This window comes from Campylobacter sp. IFREMER_LSEM_CL2127 (assembly GCF_025771745.1).
Lineage (GTDB): Bacteria > Campylobacterota > Campylobacteria > Campylobacterales > Campylobacteraceae > Campylobacter_D.
On sequence record NZ_JAKMQV010000001.1, the window covers coordinates 235992 to 258055 of the forward strand.

25 protein-coding genes are annotated in these 22064 nt (G+C 28.9%); 7 read left to right on the forward strand and 18 right to left on the reverse strand.

The features are described 5' to 3' along the window. The first annotated feature begins 92 nt into the window (after positions 1-92). Genes fliP through L8V77_RS01265 form a run of 7 tightly spaced genes read left to right on the forward strand, consistent with a single transcriptional unit; the run spans position 93 to position 9120 of the window. Entirely contained in the window at positions 93-827 is a 735-nt protein-coding gene (gene fliP / locus L8V77_RS01235) for a flagellar type III secretion system pore protein FliP (RefSeq protein ID WP_012661688.1), read from the forward strand. 9 nt (positions 828-836) lie between these two features. After that, positions 837-1748 (forward strand): AEC family transporter, encoded by a 912-nt coding sequence (locus tag L8V77_RS01240; protein ID WP_263706325.1) that lies wholly within the window; start codon positions 837-839, stop codon positions 1746-1748. Between the two features lie 8 nt (positions 1749-1756). Continuing rightward, positions 1757-3505, forward strand: a complete 1749-nt coding sequence (locus L8V77_RS01245) for a bifunctional anthranilate synthase component I family protein/class IV aminotransferase (RefSeq protein WP_263706326.1) — start codon at positions 1757-1759, stop codon at positions 3503-3505. Beyond that, entirely contained in the window at positions 3502-4065 is a 564-nt protein-coding gene (locus L8V77_RS01250) for an anthranilate synthase component II (RefSeq protein ID WP_263706328.1), read from the forward strand. Before L8V77_RS01245 ends, L8V77_RS01250 begins: the two co-directional genes overlap by 4 nt. 44 nt (positions 4066-4109) lie before the next feature. Further along, positions 4110-5366 (forward strand): TolC family protein, encoded by a 1257-nt coding sequence (locus L8V77_RS01255; RefSeq protein ID WP_263706331.1) that lies wholly within the window; start codon positions 4110-4112, stop codon positions 5364-5366. Then, positions 5363-6103, forward strand: coding sequence for an efflux RND transporter periplasmic adaptor subunit (locus L8V77_RS01260; RefSeq protein ID WP_257938476.1), 741 nt, complete (start codon positions 5363-5365; stop codon positions 6101-6103). Before L8V77_RS01255 ends, L8V77_RS01260 begins: the two co-directional genes overlap by 4 nt. Positions 6104-6105: 2 nt before the next feature. Then, positions 6106-9120, forward strand: coding sequence for an efflux RND transporter permease subunit (locus L8V77_RS01265; RefSeq protein ID WP_263706333.1), 3015 nt, complete (start codon positions 6106-6108; stop codon positions 9118-9120). On the opposite strand, the gene L8V77_RS01270 is transcribed toward L8V77_RS01265, so the two are convergent. The 18 genes from L8V77_RS01270 to L8V77_RS01355 all read right to left on the reverse strand — a co-directional run bounded on the left by L8V77_RS01270 (position 9121) and on the right by L8V77_RS01355 (position 21909). After that, positions 9121-9450 carry a Spx/MgsR family RNA polymerase-binding regulatory protein gene (locus tag L8V77_RS01270; RefSeq protein ID WP_263706334.1) on the reverse strand — a complete coding sequence of 110 codons (330 nt, stop codon included), beginning with the start codon at positions 9448-9450 and terminating at the stop codon, positions 9121-9123. Then, positions 9444-10784, reverse strand: coding sequence for a class II 3-deoxy-7-phosphoheptulonate synthase (locus L8V77_RS01275; protein ID WP_263706335.1), 1341 nt, complete (start codon positions 10782-10784; stop codon positions 9444-9446). The genes L8V77_RS01270 and L8V77_RS01275 overlap by 7 nt, the downstream gene beginning before the upstream one ends. A gap of 52 nt (positions 10785-10836) precedes the next feature. Next, the gene (locus tag L8V77_RS01280) at positions 10837-11190 is read right to left on the reverse strand and encodes a cupin domain-containing protein (RefSeq protein WP_263706337.1); all 354 of its coding nucleotides are present in this window, start codon (positions 11188-11190) and stop codon (positions 10837-10839) included. Between the two features lie 2 nt (positions 11191-11192). Then, positions 11193-11549 (reverse strand): 50S ribosomal protein L19, encoded by a 357-nt coding sequence (gene rplS / locus L8V77_RS01285; protein ID WP_012661698.1) that lies wholly within the window; start codon positions 11547-11549, stop codon positions 11193-11195. 11 nt (positions 11550-11560) lie between these two features. After that, positions 11561-12265 carry a tRNA (guanosine(37)-N1)-methyltransferase TrmD gene (gene trmD, locus L8V77_RS01290; RefSeq protein ID WP_263706339.1) on the reverse strand — a complete coding sequence of 235 codons (705 nt, stop codon included), beginning with the start codon at positions 12263-12265 and terminating at the stop codon, positions 11561-11563. Continuing rightward, on the reverse strand, positions 12262-12786 hold the full coding sequence (rimM, locus tag L8V77_RS01295; RefSeq protein WP_263706341.1) for a ribosome maturation factor RimM: 525 nt from the start codon (positions 12784-12786) through the stop codon (positions 12262-12264). The genes trmD and rimM overlap by 4 nt, the downstream gene beginning before the upstream one ends. Beyond that, the gene (locus L8V77_RS01300; protein ID WP_012661701.1) at positions 12776-13021 is read right to left on the reverse strand and encodes a KH domain-containing protein; all 246 of its coding nucleotides are present in this window, start codon (positions 13019-13021) and stop codon (positions 12776-12778) included. The genes rimM and L8V77_RS01300 overlap by 11 nt, the downstream gene beginning before the upstream one ends. Before the next feature lie 2 nt (positions 13022-13023). Further along, on the reverse strand, positions 13024-13251 hold the full coding sequence (rpsP, locus tag L8V77_RS01305; protein ID WP_012661702.1) for a 30S ribosomal protein S16: 228 nt from the start codon (positions 13249-13251) through the stop codon (positions 13024-13026). Positions 13252-13322: 71 nt separating this feature from the next. Beyond that, positions 13323-14660: a signal recognition particle protein gene (gene ffh, locus L8V77_RS01310; RefSeq protein WP_263706342.1), complete on the reverse strand. Its 1338-nt coding sequence runs from the start codon at positions 14658-14660 to the stop codon at positions 13323-13325. A 64-nt stretch (positions 14661-14724) separates the two neighbouring features. Further along, positions 14725-15477 (reverse strand): 23S RNA-specific pseudouridylate synthase, encoded by a 753-nt coding sequence (locus L8V77_RS01315; RefSeq protein WP_039618595.1) that lies wholly within the window; start codon positions 15475-15477, stop codon positions 14725-14727. Further along, positions 15458-16642 (reverse strand): lipid IV(A) 3-deoxy-D-manno-octulosonic acid transferase, encoded by a 1185-nt coding sequence (waaA, locus tag L8V77_RS01320; RefSeq protein WP_263706343.1) that lies wholly within the window; start codon positions 16640-16642, stop codon positions 15458-15460. The genes L8V77_RS01315 and waaA overlap by 20 nt, the downstream gene beginning before the upstream one ends. Next, complete coding sequence (locus tag L8V77_RS01325) at positions 16639-17358, reverse strand: zinc ribbon domain-containing protein (RefSeq protein WP_149062431.1); 720 nt, start codon at positions 17356-17358, stop codon at positions 16639-16641. The genes waaA and L8V77_RS01325 overlap by 4 nt, the downstream gene beginning before the upstream one ends. Positions 17359-17369: 11 nt before the next feature. Continuing rightward, on the reverse strand, positions 17370-18095 hold the full coding sequence (locus L8V77_RS01330; protein ID WP_263706344.1) for a Nif3-like dinuclear metal center hexameric protein: 726 nt from the start codon (positions 18093-18095) through the stop codon (positions 17370-17372). Then, a complete protein-coding gene (gene glyQ, locus L8V77_RS01335; protein WP_039668538.1) occupies positions 18085-18945 on the reverse strand; it encodes a glycine--tRNA ligase subunit alpha in 861 nt (286 codons plus the stop codon). The genes L8V77_RS01330 and glyQ overlap by 11 nt, the downstream gene beginning before the upstream one ends. Then, positions 18942-19448 (reverse strand): DUF3972 domain-containing protein, encoded by a 507-nt coding sequence (locus tag L8V77_RS01340; RefSeq protein ID WP_039668539.1) that lies wholly within the window; start codon positions 19446-19448, stop codon positions 18942-18944. Before L8V77_RS01340 ends, glyQ begins: the two co-directional genes overlap by 4 nt. A 9-nt stretch (positions 19449-19457) precedes the next feature. Then, entirely contained in the window at positions 19458-19952 is a 495-nt protein-coding gene (purE, locus tag L8V77_RS01345; protein ID WP_263663130.1) for a 5-(carboxyamino)imidazole ribonucleotide mutase, read from the reverse strand. Continuing rightward, positions 19949-21205 (reverse strand): peptidase U32 family protein, encoded by a 1257-nt coding sequence (locus tag L8V77_RS01350; protein ID WP_263706345.1) that lies wholly within the window; start codon positions 21203-21205, stop codon positions 19949-19951. The genes purE and L8V77_RS01350 overlap by 4 nt, the downstream gene beginning before the upstream one ends. Continuing rightward, a complete protein-coding gene (locus L8V77_RS01355) occupies positions 21202-21909 on the reverse strand; it encodes a protein phosphatase CheZ (protein ID WP_240379224.1) in 708 nt (235 codons plus the stop codon). The genes L8V77_RS01350 and L8V77_RS01355 overlap by 4 nt, the downstream gene beginning before the upstream one ends. Positions 21910-22064: the final 155 nt, after the last annotated feature.

Consider the following 22064-nt stretch of genomic DNA (forward strand, 5'->3'; position numbering starts at 1 on the left):
AAGTAAAAATTCTTATTTTTATAAAATCATTTTTATTCTTTTAAGAGTAAAATTGCTAAAATAATGCTTTTAATTTTAACCAAGGAAATATTTTGAGGGTTTTACTAGCTTTATTTTTATCAAGCTTGGCTCTTTTAGGCGCTGAAGCAACTATACCAACTGTAAATTTAAGCCTTAGTGCTCCAAATAGCCCACAACAACTCGTAACAACCCTAAATATAGTTATAGTTTTAACCATACTAGCTCTTGCACCTACCATTGTTTTTGTAATGACTTCTTTTTTAAGACTTGTTGTAGTATTTTCTTTTTTAAGAACAGCCCTTGGTACTCAAACTATGCCACCAAATACTATTTTAGTTACCTTAGCTTTGATTTTAACTTTTTTCATTATGGAGCCTGTGGCTACAAAATCATACAATGAAGGTATAAAGCCCTATATCGCTGAGCAAATAGGTTATGAAGAAGCTTTTGCTAAAGGCGTTAAGCCTTTTAAAGATTTTATGCTAAAAAACACTAGGGAAAAAGACTTAGCGCTTTTTTATAGGATTAGAAATTTAGAAAATCCAAAAACCATAGATGATGTGCCTTTAACAGTTTTAGTACCGGCTTTTATGATAAGCGAGCTTAAAACTGCTTTTGAAATAGGCTTTTTACTTTTCTTGCCATTTTTGGTTATTGATATGGTGGTAAGCTCGGTATTAATGGCTATGGGTATGATGATGCTACCTCCTGTTATGATTTCTATGCCTTTTAAACTTTTGATATTTGTGCTTGTAGATGGATGGAATTTACTCATACAAAATTTAGTCAAAAGCTTTTTAACTTAGTAGAATAAAATGTATATTTTTTCTTCCTTATTTAGTATATTTTGTTTGCTTTTTGGTGGATATTTTGCTAAAAAAATCAAAATTTTAAAACAAAAACAAGCGCGCGCTTTTTTAGATTTTGCTATTATTTTTGCCTTGCCTTGCTTGATTTTTGAGCGTGCTTATCATTTAAATTTTGATTTTTCTTTGATTGTTATTATATTGCTTGGGTTGGGTTGTGCTATTGTTTCAGCATTATGTTGTGTATTTTTAGCTCTTTGCTTTAAATTTAGCAAAAGCACTCTTGTAAGTATTTTTTTACTTTCTAGCTTTGGAAATACTTTATTTGTAGGTATACCTATTATTAGTGGAATTTATCAAGATCCTCATTTTTTGGGCGAGATTATCCTTTATGATGCGCTTGCTACTTCTTTGCCCGTAGCTTTACTTGCTCCCTTTATCATCTCTTTAGCTAGCGAGCAAAAGGTAAGTTTTTTACAAAATATTAAAAAAGTTTTTACTTTTCCACCTTTTGTTGCTTTAATTTTAGGACTTTGTTTTAAGTTTACTACACTTCCTGATTTTATCTTTGAACCTTTGCGTATGCTTGGAGCTAGTGCCACACCTATAGCGCTTTTTGCCATAGGTTTAAATTTAGGCTTTTTAAGTATAAAAACTTCTTATAAAGCAACTATAATAGTCATTTTTGGCAAAATGATACTCACACCTTTAATCTTTTTAGTGCTTTTAAAGCTTTTAAATTTCAAATTAAACCCTAGCTCTATCATCGCTTTACTTGAATCAGCTATGCCTACTATGACAATGGTTGCAGCTATGATTATGAAAGCAAAACTTGATACGAATTTAGCGGTTAGTTCTGTAGCTTTTGGTATAGTTTTTGCCTTTATTTCTTTACCTATTTGGGTATATTTTTTAAGCTAAGGATATAAATGGCATTTGCTATATTTGGAAAATATCTTTATGATGATCTTGCTTTTACTCTTAAAGCTCACACTCAAAAAGAAAGCAAAAAAGCTTTTAAAGCTATAGAAAAATATAAAAGTCAATATTATTTTTTAGGTTATATTCAATATGAATTTTATAAATATCTAGATGATAAAAATTATAAAAGCAAAGAGCCTTTTTTATATTTTTTTGCTTTTAAAACAAGAAAAATCTTTATAAGTGAAGAAAAAAATTTAGACTTTTACCCAAACTTTTCATCTAATTTAAATCAAGAAAAATATTTTGAAAACTTTGACAAAGTTAAAGATGCTATAGCTAAAGGTCAAAGTTATCAAGTTAATCTCACTCAAGAATTACATTTACAATCAAATCTTAATGTGTATGAGAGTTTTTTAAGCCTTTATCCTAAACAAAATACCCCTTATAAGGCTTATATGAAAAATGATTTTTTAGAACTAGCTTCATTTTCACCTGAGCTTTTTTTTAAAATCAAAAATAAAAAAATCATCACAAAACCCATGAAAGGCACAATCAAACGCTCAAATAATCCAAAAGAAGATGAAATTCTAAAAAACTTTTTAAAATGCGATGAAAAAACCATTAGCGAAAATGTAATGATAGTTGATTTATTACGCAATGATGTTTCAAAACTTATTAAAAAGCATTCTTTAAAATGCAAACTTTTTAAGGTTAAAACCTATCCTACCTTACACCAACTCATTTCAAAAATAAGCGGAAAATTAAAACAAGGAAATGATTATTTTAAAATTTTCAAAGCCCTTTTTCCATGTGGATCCATCACAGGCGCACCCAAAATAGAAACCATCAAACTCATAGAAAATTTAGAGCAAAGAAAACGCGGAATTTATTGTGGCGCAATAGGTTTAATCCATAAAAACAAAGCAAAATTTAGCGTAGCCATACGCACTTTAGAGAAAAAAAATAATGATAATTTTTTAAGATATGGTGTGGGAAGTGGGCTTGTATGGGACTCACAAAAACAAGATGAATTTGAAGAATTAAAACTAAAAAGCAAAATTTTAGAACCTAACTTTTACTTGTTTGAAACAATGTATTATAAAAATCATTCTATTTTATTTTTCAAAGAACATTTACAAAGAATTTTAAACTCAGCTAAATTTTTTGGCTTTGATACTCAAAGATTAATAAATGATTTTAAAAATATACTAGAGAGTAAAGATAAAAAATTCCATTTTAAATCTTTACAAAATTTTAATAATTTTGTTTTCAATCATCATCATTTTTTTACAAAAAGTAATTTTACTCAAAAAGGCTCAAAAGCTATTAAATTAAAACTTTTCAAAAATGGTCTTTATGAGTTTGATTTTAGCAATATACAAGAAAATTCAAGCAAAAAACTACTCATAAGTAAAGATATCATAAAAGTAAATCTTTTAACACACCATAAAACTTCTCTGCGTAGTTTATATGAAGCAAATTCATATCTATGGAAAGAAAATATTTGCTATGACATAGTTTTTTTTGATGAAAAAGGCATACTTTGTGAGGGTTCAAGAACTAATATTATCATAAATTTAAATGATGAGTATTTTACTCCTTATGCCAAAAACTGCCTCAATGGCATTTATAGACAAGCACTCTTAAAACACAAGCTCATCAAAGAAAAAGATATCACTAAAGATGCGCTTTTAAATGCTAAAGAAATTTATGCTATTAATTCTTTAAGAGGCTTAAAAAGGGTGTTTTTGTGAGAGTTTTAATTATAGATAATTATGATTCTTTTACCTACACTATAGCCTTTTATTTAAAAGAATTAAATATTACTTATAAAATCATCAAAAACGATAAATTTAAAAACCCAAAAAAGCTTAAAAAATATGGTTTTACCCATCTTTTAATCTCCCCTGGACCAAATTCTCCAAAAGAATCAAAGCTAAGCTTAAAAGCTATAAAATATTTTAAAAAAGATAAAAAAATTCTTGGAATTTGTTTAGGACACCAATGCATAGCACATGTTTTTGGTGGTAAAATTTCTAAACTTCCAAATCCAACTCATGGTAAGGTAAAAACTATAAAATTTAAACCAAACCCACTTTTTAAAAATCTTAAGCAAAATTTTAAAATTTGTTTATATCACTCTCTTTATGTTAGCCATATAGGTAAAAAATGTGAAATTTTAGCCCAAAGTGAAGATAATATTATCATGGCTTTAAAACATAAAAAATACGACATTTATGGAGTTCAATTTCACCCAGAAGCCATACTAAGTCAAAATGGTAAAAAGCTACTTAAAAATTTTCTTGCTTTATAATTACTTTAAGTTATATTTTCTATAATAAAACAAAAAGTTTAAAAATGAAAATTTTATATTTACTTTTCTTGCCTTTATTTTTGCTAGCTAATAATCTTAAAGAATTTATAGATTTAAGTTTAAACAATGAAAATTACTTACAAAAACAACTTCAATTTTCAAAAAGTATTTTAGAACAAGAAAGTGTGCAAAATGCTTATTTGCCAAGTTTACATTTAGGTGTTTCTTATCTTGGCTCAAACAAAGATCGCTTTATCATAGAACCCCAAGAAAGTCTAATGAGTACTCTTTCGCTTAAATTTTTACTTTTTGATGGGGGCAATAGAGAAGCAAAAATCGCTAGCATGCAAAGTCTAAAACAACTTGCTCATCTTGAAAAAGAAAACATGACAAATTATATGGCACTTAGTGCTAGTGTTTTGTATTTTAATTATCTTAGCTTAGAAAGTATTATAGCAAGTGATAAACAAAAAGAAATCACTCTGCAAAATCAACTCAAGCGCTTAGAAAATTTTTACCAAGCTGGACTTGCTAGCCAAAGTGAGCTTGAGAGCATAAAAGCAAAATTTGAGTTAAGCTCTTATGAATTAGCTCAAAATGAATTAAAACTATATGAATTAAAAAATGAAATTTATAATCTTAGCAAAACGCATTTTACGCCTTCTTTTCAAAATATTTTACAAGAACCAAGTGCAGAAAAAAACAAAAGCTATGAAATAGCCCTTATGCAAGAAAAATTAAATTTAGAAAATTTAAAAATAGACTCTGCTAGAGCTGAGTTGTTTCCAAAAATATTTTTACAAAATAGTTTTAGTTTTTATGATATGAACTACAATCCTAAATTACCACATGAGCTAAAATCAACAAGCGAAAGCTTTTTAAAAGAGCATGGACAAAGTAATCGTTTTATTTTAACTTTTGAGTGGAAAATTTTTGATTTTGGGGCTAATCAAAAAGCTCTAGAATCTCAAAAATATACAAGCAAAATCACTCAATTAGAGCTTGAAAAAACTAAAAGAAAAGTAGATATAGAACTAGATAATCTTTTACAAGAAATTGAAATTTCCAAAGTTAAAATAAAAGCATTAAATGCAAGTTTTAAGGCGGCTAATTTAGCTTTTGAGGCCATTGAGAAAAAATACACCGCAGGGCTTTGCTCATATGTAGAATACCTAAATGCATTAGAATTAAAATACAAAAGTCAAAGTCAACTTGAACTAGCTAAAAATGAATATGAAATCACGAAAGCAAGGTATTATTTTACAGCTGGAATTGATATAAAAACAAAGGTTTTAGAATGAAATTAGTATTTTTAATTTTATTTTCTCTACTCACTTTAAAAGCTGAAGAAATTTATGCTAGTTTTGATGTGCTTGCACAAAATCAATCAAAATTATCCTTGCAAAGTGCTGGTATAGTTAAGGCAATTTATGTGAATGTTAATGATAAGGTAAAAAAAGATCAAGTTTTACTTAAACTTGAAGATTCTAGCGAGCAAATAGCCTTAAAATTAGCACAAAATGAATACAAACTTGCCACTCTTGCGCTAGAACATGCTAAAAGTTCTTTAGAAAAATTTAAAAAGGTACAAGAAGTTATAGATAAGCAAAGTTATGAAAATGTTTTATTTGAGTTTCAAAAAGCACAAAGCTTGCAACAAAAAGCCTTTTTAAATATACAACATTACAAAGACTTAATTGATAAAAAAACTCTAAAAGCACCTTATGATGGGATTATTTCTAACAAATATATCGACATAGGCGATGGAGCTAGGGGAATTTCTCATGTTTTATTTGATTTTTTTTCTTATCCAAAAGTAAAATTGCTTTTAAGTTTTGATGAGAAATTTAAAGATAAGGTAAAAATTGATGATATTTTTATTTATAAAATAGACTCAAATGAAAAAGAATACCAAGGCAAAATCACACTTATTTATCCAAGTATAGACATAAAAACACGAAAAATTTATGCAGAAGTTGAGGCCTTAAACTTTACTCCAGGTTCTTTTGGAGAAGGAAAAATCATCACCAAGGATTAATCTTGTATCGTTTTGCTATTAATAATCCTATTGCTGTTTTGATGTTTTTTATCGCTTTAGTGATTTTTGGTACTTTTTCTATTTTTAGTATGCCCATTAATCTTTATCCAAAAGTAGATATTCCTTTGATTAAAATCACCACAACCGCTAATGGGGATTTAAAATTCATAGAATCTAAAATAACCAAAGAAATAGAAAATGCAATTTCAGATGTACAGGGGATAAAAAATATCAATTCTACAAGTTATAATAATTTTTCTATTTCTGTTGTTGAATTTGAATTAGGCAAAAACTTAGAAGTAGCTGCAAATGATATTAGAGATAAACTTAATACTATTAATCTTCCAGCAAAGCCAACCTTAGAAAAAATATCCCCTGATGCAGGATCTGTTGTATCATTATTTTTAAGTTCCAAAGATCATTTAAAACTTATGCGTAAGATTGACAATGATATAAAACCATTTTTACAAAAAATTTCAGGAGTTGGAACGATCAATGATATAGCCTTTTTAAAACCACAAGTTCAAATCAAACTCCTGCCTAATGCCTTGCAAAAATACCACATTAATGCACTTGATGTAGCTAAAATCATCCAAAGTCATAATTTTAAACAATATCTAGGTGAGTTTGAAAATTCAAAAGATAATTTCACCATCAAAGGATATTTTGAAGCACAAAATTTAAAAGAGTTAGAAAATATACGCATTTTTAGTGGAATATTTTTAAAAGATATAGCAAATATTAGCTATGGCTTAGAAGATCAAAAGCAGTTTGCAATACTTGATACAAAAGATGGGGTATTACTTGAGCTTAATAAAATTTCTGGTTATAACTCCTTAAAAGTTATAGAAAATATCAAAAATTCTTTAAAAACATTACAAACAATAGCAGGCAATGAGGTAGAAATTAAAATAGTTTATGATAAAAGCCAAAACATCTTAAAACATATCAATCAGGTTATTTTTGATATGGTTTTTGGCGTGATTTTGACACTTTTAATAGTGTATGTATTTTTAAGAAATATCAGCGCGACTATTTTAGCTTTTATTGTTTTACCAACTTCAATTATTTCTAGTTTTTTTCTCATTAATCTTTTAGGTTATGATATTAATCGCTTAACCATTATAGCTCTTACTTTAAGTATAGGAATTTTTATAGATGATGCTATAGTCATCATTGAAAGTATAGCCAAAAAAGCAAAAACACTCCCTCCTTTACAAGCTTCATTTGAAGGGATCAAAGAAATAGGCTTTAGTGTTTTAAGCATTAGTGCGGTTTTATTGTGTGTGTTTATACCTATTGCTTATATGAATTCAGTTCCTGGTTTATTTTTTAATGTATTAGCTACTAGCGTTGCTTCTGGTGTGATTATAAGCTATCTTGTAAGTGTATTTTTAATACCTACCTTAAGTGCTAGATTTTTAAATACTAGCGAAAGCACATTTTATAAAAAAAGTGAATTTTTATTTATAAAACTTGACTTATTTTATAAAAAGCTACTTTATAAAGTTTTAGCTAATAAAATTAAATTTATCCTATCAACGCTTGTTGTAATTGTTTTATGTTTTTCTTTAGCTCCTAAAATAGGCTTAGATTTTCTACCTATAGAAGAAGATAGTGAAATACAAGTTTTATTAGAAAGCAAAAACGACTTATCTTTAGAAGCTATGAAAGAAAAAAGTTTAAAAGTATATGAAAATATAAAGCAAGATCCAAGTGTTGCTTATGCATATTTACTTATAGGATATAATGACGCAAAAGAAATTAAAAAAGCAAAAATTTATGTAAAATTAAAATCTTTAAATGAAAGAAAATTCAGACAACCTAAGCTTATTAGCCTTTTTCAAGAAAAATTAAACTCCTATGAAGACTTAAAGATAAAAGTTTTAGAACTCCCTAAAATAGAAGGAGCAGGCATTGAAGATCCAGTTCAAATTCAAATTTTAGGTGATGATTTAAAGCTAATAAAAGAAGCTATTAATAGAATGAAAGAAGTGTTTTCAAAACACGAAGGCTTTGTTGCTATAGATGATAATGAAGGGGATTTAAAAGAAGAAATTGCTATTAATATCAATAGAGAAAAAGCTGCCAAACTTGGTATTAACCCTCAAGAACTTGCTTATGTCTTGGCTTATTCCTTTGGAAATTTAAGTGTTGGAAATATGGATTATAAAAATTTTAAAGATGAAATTATCCTTAGCTTTGATGAAGCTTTTAAGCAAAATCCAACTAGTTTAGAGCTAATAGAACTTAAAAATCATAACAATGAAAGTATAAAACTTGCTAGTATTGCTAGCTTTTCTTATAAAAAAGATCTTTCTTTAATTAACAGACACAATAAAACTACTAGTATAAAACTCACTTCAAGCATAGAAAACATTTCTTTGGATGAAGTAAGAAAAATTTTTGAGTCCAATTTAGCTTATATTTTAGGAAAAAATAACCTATCTTTTGCTTATTCTGGTTTTTTGGACTTTTTAGATGATACCATTAGTGGATTTTTGTTTTCTATATCTTTGGGGATGATTTTGATTTATTTAATCCTTGCTTCTTTGTATTCAAGTTTAATACTTCCTTTAATCATCATGATAAGCATGCCTTTGGCTTTTGGTGGAGCTTGTTTTGGAATTTTTATCACAGGAAATCACTTTTCTTTATTTGTGCTTGTGGCTATTATTTTGCTTTTTGGAATGGTAGGAAAAAATGCTATATTATTAGTAGATGTAGCTAATAAAAAATGCGATGAAGGTATGGAAGTAGAAAAAGCACTAATTTATGCAGGAAAAAGTCGTTTAAGAGCCATTTTAATGACAACTTTTGCGATGATTTTTTCCATGCTTCCACTAGCACTTTCAAGGGGTTCTGGTTTTGAAGGAAATTCTCCTATGGCCATTGCTATTATATTTGGTCTTATTAGCTCAACCTTACTTACACTTTTAGTAGTGCCAGCTTTATTTAAATTTGCTCATAATTTAGATGTGAAAATTAAAAAAATCTACCAAAGAGAGAAAATTTAATTAAAAACTCTCATATTCTTTGGCTATAAAAACCTTATCATCTTTTACAATCAATGGGCGTTTTATGAGCGTTGGACTTTGTAAAATCATCGCTTTAATCTCATCTTGGCTTAAATTTTGAAGTTTTTCTTTATTTAAGCCTAATTTTCTAGCACTCATACCCGCTGTATTTACAAGCTCTAAAACACTCCTTTTGCTAAGCCAAAAATCTAAAGTTTCCTCATCTAATTTTTTAATATCTAAAAATTCAAATTCAATTTTCTTAAAATTTAAATAATCCATAGCTTTTTTAACACTATTACAATTTTTAATACCATAAAATTTTAACATTTTCTTGCCTTTTTAACTAAGTCTGCTATGATAAATGCTAATTCTAAAGCTTGGTCAGCATTTAATCTTGGATCACATTGTGTTTCATAGCGTTTAGAAAGCTCTTCTTGAGTGATATTTAAAGAGCCTCCTACACATTCTGTTACATTTTGCCCTGTCATTTCCAAATGTACCCCACCAGGATATACTCCCTCACTCATAGCTATTTCAAAAAATGCACGCACTTCTTGAATGATTTTATCAAATTCTCTTGTTTTAAAATTACCTGATTTAACTGTGTTTGCATGCATAGGATCTATGCTATAAAGTATATTAAATCCTTCTTGTTTTAACTCTTTAAATAATTTTGGCAAGGCATTTTCTATCTTATCACATCCCATACGAATGATAAAATTTAATCTTCCTGCTTCATTATGTGGATTTAAAATACTTACTAACTTTTTAATCTCATCTAAATCATAATTAGCACTAAGTTTAACACCAAGTGGATTTTTCACTCCACTTAAAAAATGCACATGTGCTTCATCTGCTTTTCTAGTACGCTCACCTATCCAAAGCATATGTGCTGAACAATCATAAATTTCCCCACTTAAACTATCTACCCTAGTTAAAGCTTCTTCATAAGGCAAAAGCAAGGCTTCATGAGAAGTATAAAAGGCTGTTTGAGAAAGATTTGGAGTATCAGTGATACCACAAGCTTGCATAAAAGCTAAAGCTTGAGTGATTTTTTCACTAAGTTCATCATATTTTCTCCCAAGTTCTGCCTTTTTTAAAAAACCCAAATTCCACTTATGCACTACTCTTAAATCCGCTAAACCACCTCTTGAAAAAGCTCTTAATAAATTTAAAGTTGTAGCACTTTGATAATATGCTTCTAGCATTCTTTTAGGATCAGCTATTCTTGATTTTTCATTAAATTCAAAACCATTAATAATATCCCCGCGATAACTTGGAAGCTTTACTCCTTCAATTTCTTCAAAATCACTACTTCTTGGCTTTGCAAATTGTCCTGCAACGCGCCCTACTTTAACGATGGGACAAGATCCTGCAAAAGTAAGTACTATAGCCATTTGAAGCATAACTTTAAACATATCTCTTATATTATCAGCGCCAAAATTTACAAAACTCTCCGCACAATCTCCTCCTTGGAGTAAAAATGCTTGTGAATTTACAACATTAGCAAGGGATTTTTTTAATCTATCCACCTCACCTGCAAAAACAAGCGGTGGTAATTTTTCTAATTTTTCAACAACACCTTGTAATTCATTTTCATCGGGATATTGTGGTTGTTGCTGAATTTTATAATTTTTCCAAGAATCTTTAGTCCATTTCATAGCTTAACTTCCTCATTTTAGTAAGCTAAAATTATACAAAATGAGGCTTAAATTAAGATTTTAAAACACTTTCAACACGTTCAAGACTATCTTGCTTATATAAAGTTAAGCGCACTATAGAATCTTCTAACGCTAAAAGATTATGGATTTCATGAGCTTTTAAACTTACACTATCCAGTGTTTTAAGTAGAATTTTTTGGTTTAAAACTCCAAAATCAATGGAGCCTTTTAATACTTGTATGGTAATATCAAAAGGCGCTTTATGATCTTTCATAAAGCTATCTTTTGACATAGTTATGCAGATTTCTTTAGCATAAGCATTTTCTATTTTCTTAGATATATTTATGCCGTTTTGAATTTCTTGTTCCCAGGAAATTACTTCATATATTTGAGTTCTAAATTTCACTTTTATTTTTTAAGTTCTTTAATACGAGCAGCCTTACCTCTTCTATCTCTTAGGTAGAATAATCTAGCACGGCGTACACGACCTCTTCTTAACACTGTAATACTTTCTAAACTTTCACTATAAATAGGGAAAATTCTTTCAACGCCTACATTGTTAGCACCGATTTTACGTACGATGAAAGTTTCATCTACACCATTTCCTCTACGTGCTATACAAATACCTTCAAAATTTTGAATTCTTGTTTTATCGCCTTCTTTAATGCGAATAGCAAGTCTTAAAGTATCTCCAGCACGAAATTCTGGAACATTTTTACCTTCAATTTGTTTTTGCTCAAATTGCTCAATGTATTTATTTTTCATAACGATATTCCTTAAAATTTGCGTTCATGCTTTTGATACAAATCAGGACGAAAATATTTCGTTTTGCAAGACGCCAAAGTAGTTTTTAAAGCTGTGATTTTAGCATGATTTCCCTTTAAAAACTCTGAAGGCACATAAAATTTTTTATTTTCCTTTTCAAAAACAAATGGCTTAGAAAATGATGGGGCTTCCAATAAGTCATTTTCAAAACTTTCTTCACTTAAGCTTTCGCTATTTCCAAGAACATCTTGAATATTTCTGCTAATAGCATCACACATTACTAAAGACGCTAACTCTCCACCTGTAAGTATAAAATCACCTATAGAAAATACCTCATTAGCAAATTCTTCCACAATGCGCTCATCCAAACCCTCATATCTACTACTTACAAAGCAAATATGATCTTTCTTACTTAATCTTTTAGCATCAGCTTGTTTAAAAGTCTTAGCGCAAGGCAAAAGAAAAACAAAATGAACATTTTTATCTTGCTTTTTAATATGCCTTAAGCAATCATACAAAGGCTGAGCTTGTAATAAAAGCCCTGCGCCTCCTCCTATTTTATAATCATCTACTTTAAAGTGCTTGTTTGTGGTAAAATTTCTAGGATTAACAAAAGCAAATTCTAATATCCCCTTTTCTTTTGCTCTTGCTAAAATAGAAGTTTGGAAATAAGGCTCAATAAGCTCTGGGAATAAACTTACAAAAGTATATTTCATGAATTTTCTAAAATATCCAAAGCAGATTGTGTGAATATTTTTTTATTTTCTACATCAACTTTTTGAATATATTTATCAACATAAGGAATATAAAAGTTTTTAATCTTTGTCTGTAGTTTTTCATCACATTTTATACAAAATAAAAATCCTGCTCCATTTTCTAAAATGTCTTCAACTACACCTAATTTTTGCTCATTTTCAATAATATCACATCCAATTATGTCAAAATAAAAATACTCATCTTTTTTTAATTTACAAGTTTCTTTTGTAGCTTCAATAGTTTGAAAAAGAGTAATATTAGTTAAGGTTTTGGCAGCTTCAACACTCTCAAAACCTTCAAATAAAACTAAAGATCTAGTTTTATCAAAAGCCTTTATGGTGTAAATTTTTTGATTAATATCAAAAAATTTAGCACCTATTTTAAACTGCTCATAAAAATCACTAAGATTATGTAATTTTACATAACCTTTTAAACCAACACTTTTCCCAAGTTTAGCAACCTGGATCAAATCATTCTTCAATGGCTTTTACCGTTATACGATATGAAGTTGCATCTTTAACTTTATAAGCCATAATGACTGTTTTTATTGCGTTGATTAATTTTCCATTTTTTCCGATCAACTTACCAGTATCAGATGGATCGACATAAATGATAATTTCAGCAAAATTGTTTTCTAAATTTTGTCTTTGTATATCAACTTTTTCAGGAAAATCAACAATTAATTTTGCGTATTCTCTTAAAAAATTTTCAACCATTTTTATTTGCTTGTAATAGCTGCTACTCTATCGCTTAATTTAGCACCTACGCTTTTCCAATAAGCTAAACGCTCAGCATCAAATTTTACCACTTCAGGTTCAACCATAGGATTGTAATATCCAATGCTTTCTATCCAACTACCATCGCGTCTTTTTCTACTATCAGTTACAACTATACGATAAAATGGTCTTTTTTTACGTCCCATTTTTGTAAGTCTGATTACTGTCATTTTAATACTCCTAAAAAAATTAAAATTTTGTTATAGATATTTTAACTCATATATCCATAAAAAAGCTTTAATTATTGCGGTCTTTTAGCTTGCTGCAACATATTCATAAAGTTTTCCATTCCTTTTTTGTTTGAAAATTTCTTTGCCAACTTAGCTGCATTACTAAATTGTTTTAAAAAGCGATTTACTTCCATTTGAGATAAACCAGCACCCTCTGCAATACGACGCTTTCTTGCGTTATTTAACAAATCAGGATTTTCTCTTTCTTTTGGCGTCATTGATGAAATCATTGCCTTAATATGAATAATTTCTTTAGAATTATCCAAGTCAATATCTTTAATATTTGCTGCCATAGATGATAAACCAGGTATCATACCAATGATTGATTTCATACTACCAAGTTTTTTAACACTTTCCATTTGATTTAAAAAGTCATTAAAATTAAATTCACCTTTTTTAATTTTCTTATTAAGTTTTTTTGCTTCTTTTTCATCAATAATGGTAGCAGTTTTTTCAGCCAAAGTCGCTAAATCACCCTCACCCATGATACGATTAACAATCCTATCAGGGATAAACACTTCTAAATCAGCTACTTTCTCACCAACACCTATAAATCTTAAAGGCACACCAATTTGTTTTGCTATACCTAGCGCAACACCACCTTTAGTATCTGCATCAAATTTACTTAAAATAACCCCTGTAATTTCTAAAGCCTCATTAAAACTACTTGCAGTTTTAACTCCATCTTGACCACTCATAGCATCAGCTACATAAAATACTTCATCAGGATTTAAAATAGCTTTTACTTCTTTAAGCTCATTCATCAAAGCCGTATCAATTGCTAAACGGCCGGCAGTATCTACAAGCAAAACATCATACATAGAATTTTTTGCTTTTTCTAAAGCTTGTTTAGCAACATTTAAAGGATTACTTTCATTTTCTATAAAAAATAAATCAAGCTCATTAGCTTGAGTGAGTTGTCTTAATTGCTCTACCGCAGCTAATCTTTGCAAATCACATGCAGCAATTAGTACTTTTTTATTTCTTAGTTTTAAGTAATTAGCAATTTTTACCGTAGTAGTAGTTTTACCACCACCTTGTAAACCACACATCAAAACAACCGTAGGCGGCTTACTAGCAAATACAAAACCTTGATTTTTACCTTTAACACTAAGAATTTCTTCTAAATTTTTCTTAATTGAGTCTAAAAATTGTTTTTGACCTATGCCATTAGTTTTTACATCATTTTCTACTAAAGTAAGTAATTCTTTAGTAACTTTATGATGTACATCTGCTTTTAAAAGGGCTTTTTTTAAAGTGTCAAGAGCATTTTTTAAAGCTTTTTCATCATCAACAAAACGAAGTTTATTAACTGCGGATTTAAATGACTCACCAACTATTTCAAACACTTTATTTTCCCTTTATTAAAATTTTAAAAAGCTAAATTATAAACCCTTTTAGCTTTAAACGCCTTTAAAAATTTAAATTTTTTATTTCAAAACCATAAGCATTGAAGCTCTCATCAAGCAAGGCTTTAAATTGATAATCAAAAATATGCGTTTCATAAGAGTGTAAATACATTCTTGATGAATTGATTTTTGCATATTTTTCATCACCGATAATACCATGTTTTATATGATTTAAATGTACTCTAATTTGATGTGTTCTACCTGTTTTAATGACTGCTTTTATTAAGGTTTTTTTAGCATTTACCATTAAAGGTATAACTTGAGTATGAGCTTCTAAGCCAAATTTATCGATTTTACTAAAAGCTCCGGATTTATTTTTTATAGTAGTTATTTTTTCACAAATTTCAAGTTCTTCAGCAATCACCCCATCAACAATAGCCAAATAACTTTTATAAACATTTTGCTTTTTATATTCTTGAATACATTTTAGTCTAAATTCCTCATCTTTACTTAAAAGTAAAACTCCACTTGTTTCCTTATCAAGTCTATTGATTAATTTAGCATTATAAACACTTTCTAAATTCTCACTAATCTCTCCATAAGGCTTATTTAAGGCTATGATTTTATCATCTTCAAAAAGTATTTTTGCTTTTTTTATTTTTTGCACAACAAATCTTGTTTTAGAACTCATCAAAGCTCTAGCTATAACAACCTTTTTACCCATAGCAAAAACACAACCTTTGTCAATCAAATCTTTTGCTGCGTTATTAGAAATTTTTTCTTGCATTGCAAGCAATTTATAAGCTTTTTCTTGCATCTAAACCTTCTTTTATACTTAATATAACTTCACTTAAGTCACTTTGTTCTTTAAGTTGTGCTTGTGATAATTTTTGCTTTAAAAAAACATTTATATCTTTTGCACTCTCACAAATATACAAACCATCAACTTCTTGATATAAACTTTCTTGATTAAAATAATATTTCCCTGAGATAATAGCATTATTCCATCTAGCCGCCTCTATAGGATTATGCCCACCTATATTATTTATGAAAGAGCCGCATAAAAAAACCACATCACTAATCTTATAAAAATTCTCTAGCTCACCCAAAGTATCTAGCAATAAACATTTGGCATTAAAAAAATTTGCAAAATTATTTTCGCTTAAAGTAAAGTCTGAAAATTTTTGCATATTATAGTGGTTTTTTTGACAAAAATCTTTTAAAATTTTCTCAACTTCACCAAAACGCTCTGGATGTCTTGGGGCGATAATCAATTTATCGTTTTCTTCTAAATTAATTTCATTAAGTAATAATCGTTCTTCATTTTCATGTGTACTAGCAAATATAATAATCCTAGCTTTGGGCTTGGAATAGTTTTTCACTTGTTCTTGTTTTATATTAGCTTTGATATTTTTATATGCTATAACATTTTTAGCGCCCAAGCATTCTAATCTTTCTTTGTCTTTTTGACTTTGCGCAAACACAACATCAATATATTTAAAAATCAAACGATAAAAAAAGCTAAAACGCTTATAGTTTTTTAAAGATCTATCGCTAATTCTAGCATTTAATAAAACAACTTTTGCATTATAAAATTTAGCCATAAACACAAGCATAAGCCAAAACTCTGCTTCAAAAATAACCAAAACTTTACAAGGTCTCATCCAAAAAGGTACAAAAATCTCAAAAGGGAAAAAATTTACTTTTTTAGAATATTTTAAAGCTTCACTAAAACCAGTTTGAGTTATGGTTGAAATTTTACAAGCTGGAAAAAGTTTTATTAAAGGAATAAGGCTTTTAATTTCACCAAAAGAACAAGCATGAAAATACACGTCACCTTGTTTTTGCCTTAAATTTTTGTAAAGAAAGAATCTTGATTTTAATGATATTTTATACTTTTCCTTACAAAAACTTAAAATCAACAAAAAAGGAGCTGCAATTATATATATAATCACAGCAAAAATATAATAAAAAAAAATCAATTTTGATTTTCTTCTTTTTCTTTGTATAAAATTCTTCCACAATGTGGACAAGTTATGATTTCATCACCTTTTAAAACAGCCAAATAAGTTTTATCATAAATTCTCATAAAACAGCCATAACAAGCATGTTTTTTTACAGGAACTACTGCAGTATTTCCCGCCCATTTTCTAATTTTTTCATAAAAAGTTAAAACTTTTTGATTTATTTCACCTACTAATTTTACCTTTTTATCATAAATTTGTAATCTTTCTTTTTCAATATCCACTAAAACAGTTTTAGTTTGAGCATCGATTTGATCCACTTCATTTTCAAGTTCGCTTCTTTTAGCTTGCAATTCTTGTATGAATTTTTCTTTATTTTCTAAAATTTTATCTAATCTTTCTATTTCTTCATTTGCTGCATCAAGTTGTTCTTTGGCTATATCCTCTTCAATTTTTAAAGCATTTGCTTCTTTTTCAGTTTTTACCGCAGCACTTTTTTTAGCTATTTCTTTAATTTTTACACCAAATTCTGCAATATGGTTGTTGTTTTGAATTTTTTGATTTTCTATATCTTTAATATCTTTCTCAAAACCTGCAATTTCTTCTTCTGTTTTATCAAGTAAATTGCGTTTTTCTTTTAAATCTTTTGTAGCATCTTCTACTTTATTTGCAAAACCATCAAGTTCTTTATCAATTTGCGATAAAGCTATAAGTTGTTCTAAATATTTACTCATTGAAATTTTCCTTAAAAATATTGAAATGGATTTTTTGAAACTGATATTATAACTTCTAAATGAAATTTTTGCAAATCTTTTGCTAAAATTTTACCAAAACAAGATTCGCTTTCATAGTGTCCTATATCAATCAAACTAAGTTTATTATGATAACTTTCCAAAGCTTGGTGATATTTAAAATCTCCGCTTAAAAAGCAATCTGCCTTAACACTAGAAATTAAATCTCCTCCACTGCCTGTGCATATTGCTAAAGTTTTAATTTTCTTATTACCTGCATTTACAACTCTTATACAATCAAGCTTTAAACTTTTTTTCACATGAGTAATTAAATCACTAAATTTAAAATCAACATCACAATAAATTAAAAACTCATTTTGTTCTTTAATCTTAAAACCTAAAATTTCACGAGCGAAATAAGCATTTAAATGACTTAAGTCAAAATTCGTGTGCATAGCAATTAAAGCTATGTTTTTTTGTATCATTTTAGTAAGAATATTTTGCGGATAAAACACCCCGCTTAAGTTTTTTAAACCTTTAAAAATCAAAGGATGATGAACTATAAAAAGTGAATTTTCACGTGCATTTTCAATTAAATGCATATCCACATCAAGAGCAAGATAAATTTGATTTATTTCTTGATCTAAAGTTCCAAGTAATAGGCCACTATTATCCCATGAACTTTGCGTACTAAATGGGCTAATAGTATCCAAATAATCATAAATTTCTTTAATTTTCATCTAAACTTTCTTTATACACCAAAGCACAATTTTTAGATAATTCTCTAATTTTAAGCATAAAATCTTGTCTTTGAGTTACTGAAATAGCTCCTCTTGCATCAAGCAAATTAAAAGTGTGCGCTGCTAACATACAATAATCATACGCGGGTAAAGCAAGCTTTGCTTCTAATGCATTTTTACACTCATTATAGGCATTTTCAAATTGCACATTTAAAGTTTTAACATCACTTACTTCAAAATTATATTTACTAAATTCAAACTCACCTTGCTTATGAACATCTTTATAAGTAATTTTTTCACCGTTAAATTCATTCCAAACTATGTCATATACATTATCTACATCTTGCAAATACATTGCAAGTCTTTCTAAGCCATAGGTAATTTCAGCACTTACTAAATCTACGCTTATACCGCCAACTTGTTGAAAATAAGTAAATTGTGTTACTTCCATGCCATCAAGCCAAACTTCCCAACCCAGACCCCAAGCACCTAAACTTGGACTCTCCCAGTTATCCTCAACAAAACGAATATCATGTGATTTTAAATCAAAACCTAAATTTTCTAAACTTTTTAAATATAATTCTTGGATGTTATCAGGGCTTGGTTTAATCAAAACTTGAAATTGATAATAAGCACCTAGTCTATTAGGATTTTCACCATATCTTCCATCAGTTGGTCTTCTACTTGGTGCTACATAAGCAGCTGCCCAAGGTTTTTTACCCAAACTTCTTAAAAAAGTTGCAGGGTGAAAAGTCCCTGCACCTGCTGGAAAATCATAAGGTTGCATAATAGCACAACCTTGCTTTTGCCAAAATTCTTGTAAATTTAATATCATTTGAGAAAAAGTCATTTTTCTTCCTTTATTTCTTCTGGCTTTTCAGGTGAATTCGCATATAGTTCTACTGTTTTATTCCACATCATTTTATATTTTCTTTTTAGAAATTCCACTTCATTGCGCGCATATTTGAGTTGCTCGTTAAGATTTTCTATGGTTTTTCTATCTTCATCATAAAGTTCTTGCATAGAATAAAGAGCATCTTTTAAAAATTTATTCTCACCCTTTAAAGCTTCTAAGGTCTCATCTTTAGCATCAAGAACTTTTTCGTGTAAGTTTAAAATAGTTCCTATGGTTTTTTCTACAAAACTTTCTCCTGCTAAAGTCATAGAATTTACCATAGCAGGTTGCTTTGAGCTTGTTGGAACCACACTAAATGTTCCTTGATTAGCCTCAATATAAATTTCACCCTCTTCTTCTTTGAAATTTAAAGCACCATTTGCCATCATTCCTTTTACAACATCTTCAGATAAATGCACTAATTGACAAAATTCTTTTAACTTCAAGTAAGTTTGCATAAATACTCCTTAAAGAAAAACTTCAATTGTACTAGAATCTTGAATTAATTTTTCTTGTTGTTTTTTTCTATCTTCTAATAATTTTTGTGCTAAAGATTCATCCTCTATAGCTAAAATTTGCACAGCTAAATAAGCTGCATTAATAGCCCCTGCTTTACCTATAGCCAAAGTTGCTACAGGAATTCCACTTGGCATTTGCACAGTAGAAAATAAAGAATCCATACTTGCTAAATTACTTCCTGGCATAGGTATGCCTAAAACAGGTTTTGTTGTATGTGCTGCAACAGCTCCTGCTAAATGTGCTGCCATACCTGCTGCTGCAATAAATACTTTTGCACCTTTTTCTTCGGCATTTTTGATGTATTCTTGGGTTCTTTGAGGACTTCTGTGTGCTGAAGTGATTAAAATTTCATATTTAACATCAAATTTTTCCAAAATTCCCAAAGCTTCTTTCACTACATCATAATCACTCTTACTTCCCATCAATATAGAAACAAATTTCATTCAACACTCCTTCTTAAAAAGCTAAATTCTGGAAGCTTAAACGGTAAAGTAATTTCATTTTCATTACCACTATGAATTTCACTAAATTCTTTATTATTTTTGGCCAATAATTGCTTAAAAACTATAAATTTCTTACCATCATTTTCATAGATTAAACCTAGTTTATTTTCTCCTAATTCTATATTAGAATTAACCGGAGCTAAAATTTCATATTCTTTGTTTAATTCTATCTTGCCTTTACATTTAAAAAACTCGCCACCTTCACTAATAGCATGCACTTGATGAGTTCCTTCTTCTATGCTTGTATTGTGATTAATAGAATCGGTTTTTTCATAGGCTCTTGAGACTAAATATCCATCCGTAAAACCTCTGTGTTTTAAAGTATGGATTTCTTTTTCATATTTAGCAGCATCAAAAGTGTCTTCCAATACATCTTGCACTGCCATTTTATATGTTCTTGTAGTTAAAGCTACATAATACTCACTTTTTGTTCTTCCTTCTATTTTAAAAGCATGAATACAATTTTCTTGCATAATCTTTTGAATATATGAGCTTAAATTTAAATCTTTAGAATTAAATACATGTGTGCCATTTTCATCTTCTTCTAATCTAAAAAGTGTATTTGTCTCTGGATTTTTCGCATAAAGCTCATAATTAAATCTACAATCATTTGCGCAAGAACCACGATTGCTCATGCGTCCACTTTGTACTGAGCTTATTAAACATCTACCAGAATATGCAAAGCACATAGAGCCATGCACAAAACTTTCAAGCTCGATATCACAATTATTTTTTAAATCTTTTGCATCTTTTAAGCCAAGCTCTCTTGCTATAACAACACGCTTAGCTCCCATGTCTTTATAGACTTGAGCGTCTAAATAGTTTAAAATATTAGCTTGAGTGGATACATGAAGATTGATTTCAGGTGCAAGTTCTTTAACTAAACGCATAGCACCTACAGAAGCTACTATAAAAGCATCAGGTTTCATTTCTTTTAATTTTAAAATATGCCTTTTTAAACCCTCAATTTGTGAACTAAAATGAAAACCATTAATGGTTACATAAATTTTTTTTCCTCTTGTATGAGTATAATCAATAGCCTCTTTAAAAGTTTCATAATTGAAATCCCTAGCAGTTCTTGCTCTTAATGAAAAATTACTCACTCCCGCATAAACAGCATCAGCTCCATAAGCCAACGCTATTTTTAATTTTGTAAAATTTCCCGCAGGAGCTACTATTTCAGGAATAATCATTTTTTGCCTAAACTTGCGATTAATGCCTCAATATCATCATTGCTTACAACATCTGTAGTTGTATCACCTTCAATATGCACAGCCGATCCTACGCGTTTTTCATCATCAATTTTACCTTCAAATAAACTACTCATATATCTACTTAAAGCTCTCATAACATTAATAACACGTTCGATTTTTTGACGATGAATATCTTGATATTGCATAGCATCCATTGCCATCATAACTTCATCTTGTCCAGTTTGCAAACAACCTGTAATCTCATCTATAATATTTTTAGCATTATTGTTAGTTTCTATGGCTTCTTTAAAGCTTACAACATTAGGAAATTTTGCATTTAGCTTTTCAAAAATTTCTATATTTTTATTCAGAGCATCACTAATTACACAAAGCTCATTTTCTGAATTTGCAAAGAAATCATTAATAATTTCTAACTTTTCCATCATTTCAGTAGCTTTGATTTCACTATCTCTTGTAACATCATCAAGCTGATGCACAACTTTATGTTCTTTGCTAGGTGGTGGTGGTGGCCATGCCATATCTGCTCTTGCTTTATAATCACCATTAATCATTGCATCAACAATTTGTTTATTTTTTTCCTCATCTTCATACTCTGTTTCAGGCTTTGTTTCTGTTTCTTCTACAGAATCAAGATCTAAATCTTCAGTGCTATTCATTAAAGCATCTAATTCTTCTTGAGTCATTTTTACACCTTTTTAATATAAAAAACTAATGTGAAATTATATTATAAAAAAATATAAACCAATATTAATTTTGTTAATTAATTATATAAATTAATATTTTTTTGTATTTGACCATAAAAAAAATATTAATTTAAACTTAATTTAATAAAAATATA